The organism is Streptomyces diversicolor, assembly GCF_057537855.1.
Genome location: NZ_BAAJXA010000116.1, coordinates 1 through 1,665, shown reverse-complemented (window position 1 = coordinate 1,665; position 1,665 = coordinate 1). Strand labels below are relative to the sequence as shown.

2 protein-coding genes are annotated in these 1,665 nt (G+C 70.4%); one reads left to right on the top strand and one right to left on the bottom strand.

Annotated elements, in window-relative coordinates; translation table 11 throughout:
- Positions 1-113 precede the first annotated feature (113 nt).
- Positions 114-650, top strand: a complete 537-nt coding sequence (locus AC27LF_RS45375) for a hypothetical protein (protein WP_479662440.1) — start codon at positions 114-116, stop codon at positions 648-650.
- On the opposite strand, the gene AC27LF_RS45370 is transcribed toward AC27LF_RS45375, so the two are convergent.
- Entirely contained in the window at positions 607-1,524 is a 918-nt protein-coding gene (locus tag AC27LF_RS45370; RefSeq protein WP_479662439.1) for an IS5 family transposase, read from the bottom strand. The two genes, AC27LF_RS45375 and AC27LF_RS45370, sit on opposite strands and share 44 nt — an antisense overlap.
- Positions 1,525-1,665: the final 141 nt, after the last annotated feature.

The window sequence follows — 1,665 nt, the reverse complement described above, 5'->3', positions numbered from 1 at the left end:
AGAAGGTGTTGTCTTTCCGGACGTGATCGACGTGTTCCCGCTGGTCGGGGATGAGTGTGGTGGTTCCGTGGGAGTGGTGGCCTGTCGGGTCGTCGTTCCCCGGGAGGTCGCGGATGCCGTCAGTTGTTGGGCTGCTGGAACAGCACGAACTCGCCGCTCGGCGTCGCGTCGACGGGCTGCGGGAGGAGGCCGACCGCATCCAGGCCGAGCTGGCTGCGGCCGAGCTGGAGTGGCAGGAGTGGGCGATCGCCCGCAGGCGGGTCGATACGGTGCTGGCTCCGGACGACGGTGCCGCCGCCGAGGCGGAGGTCACCCCGGATCCGCGGGATGCGGACGCGGCGTCGGCGCCCCGCGATGCAGCGAAGCCGAAGACGCAGGTGCCCGTGTGGCGTGAGGGGCTGGCCTGGTCGGTGCTGTCGGCGGACTACCAGCGCATCCTGCAGGCGCTGGCGGACCGGTCCCGGCTCCGCCAAGGGCCGCTGACCTGCCAGGAGATGGCTGCGGCATTCGGCATGGACGTGGTGCCGGCGCGGGTGGAGGCACTGAGGTCGAAGGCGAAACGCCTGGTCGCGCGCGGCTGGCTGGCCGAGCCCGCACCGGGCCGGTTCACACCGGCTGCGGGCGTGAGCGGGCCAGGCGGCGCGTCATGAGCAGGGTCATCGACCAGTAGATCATCGCTTCGGCGCTGGTGGTGCGGCGTTCGAAGTCGCGTGCCAGGCGTCGGGTGCGCATCAGGTGGGCGAAGAGGCGCTCGACGATCCACCGTCTGGGCAGGACCACGAAGCCGCGCATGTCGTCGCTGCGTTTGACGATCGCCAGGACCAGGGCGAACGTGGCCAGGCAGTGTTCGACGAGGCTGCCGGTGTAGCCGCCGTCCGCCCAGACCAGCTCCAGCCGGTAGTGGGCGTCGGCGACCTGCCTGAGCAGGACCTGGGCGGCGGTGCGGTCGCCGACGTCCGCGGCGGTGACCATCACGCCCAGCAGCAGGCCGAGGGTATCCACCACGACGTGCCGCTTGCGGCCGTTGACGAGCTTGCCGCCGTCGAAGCCCCGGCTGTCGGAGCCGACGACGGCGTCCGCCTTGACGGACTGCGAGTCGATCACCCCGGCGGTCGGCTGCGCGTCCCGCCCCAGCTCCTCGCGGACCCTCACACGCAACCGGTCGTGGAACTCCTTGACCAGTGCGTTGTCGCGCCAGCGGCGGAAGAATGCGTAAATGCGGTCCCACGGCGGGAAGTCGCCGGGCATCGCCCGCCACTTGATCCCGTTGTCCACGAGATACCGGATCGCATCAAGCATGGCCCGGTGGCAATACGCTTCCGGCCGGCCACCCCGGCCGCGCATCCAGCCCGGCACCGGCAGCAGCGGCCGGACCCCGGCCCACTCCACATCCGTCATGTCCGTCGGGTAGCGCGGCTGCCGCGTCCCGTTGTCGGCGGCGTTTCCGAACCGGTGAGCCAGGCAGTCACACTCCCAGGTGACCTCGCTGGACTGCCCGCGCTCCGGCACGGAAGACTGCGGCACCAGGGCCTCCTGCTGCTCGGTGAGTAGACACCAACGAGCTGTTCAGGAGGCCCTGCTCGCATGCGCCGGACATCCCGCGATCACCCGATCGGGACTCCCGTTCGACCGCCACCGCTCAAGATCGAAAAGACAACAGCTTCT

Bases quoted from the DNA above. Each gene is read 5' to 3' on its own strand.
- AC27LF_RS45375 (WP_479662440.1), top strand. From the start codon at position 114: ATGCCGTCAGTTGTTGGGCTGCTGGAACAGCACGAACTCGCCGCTCGG.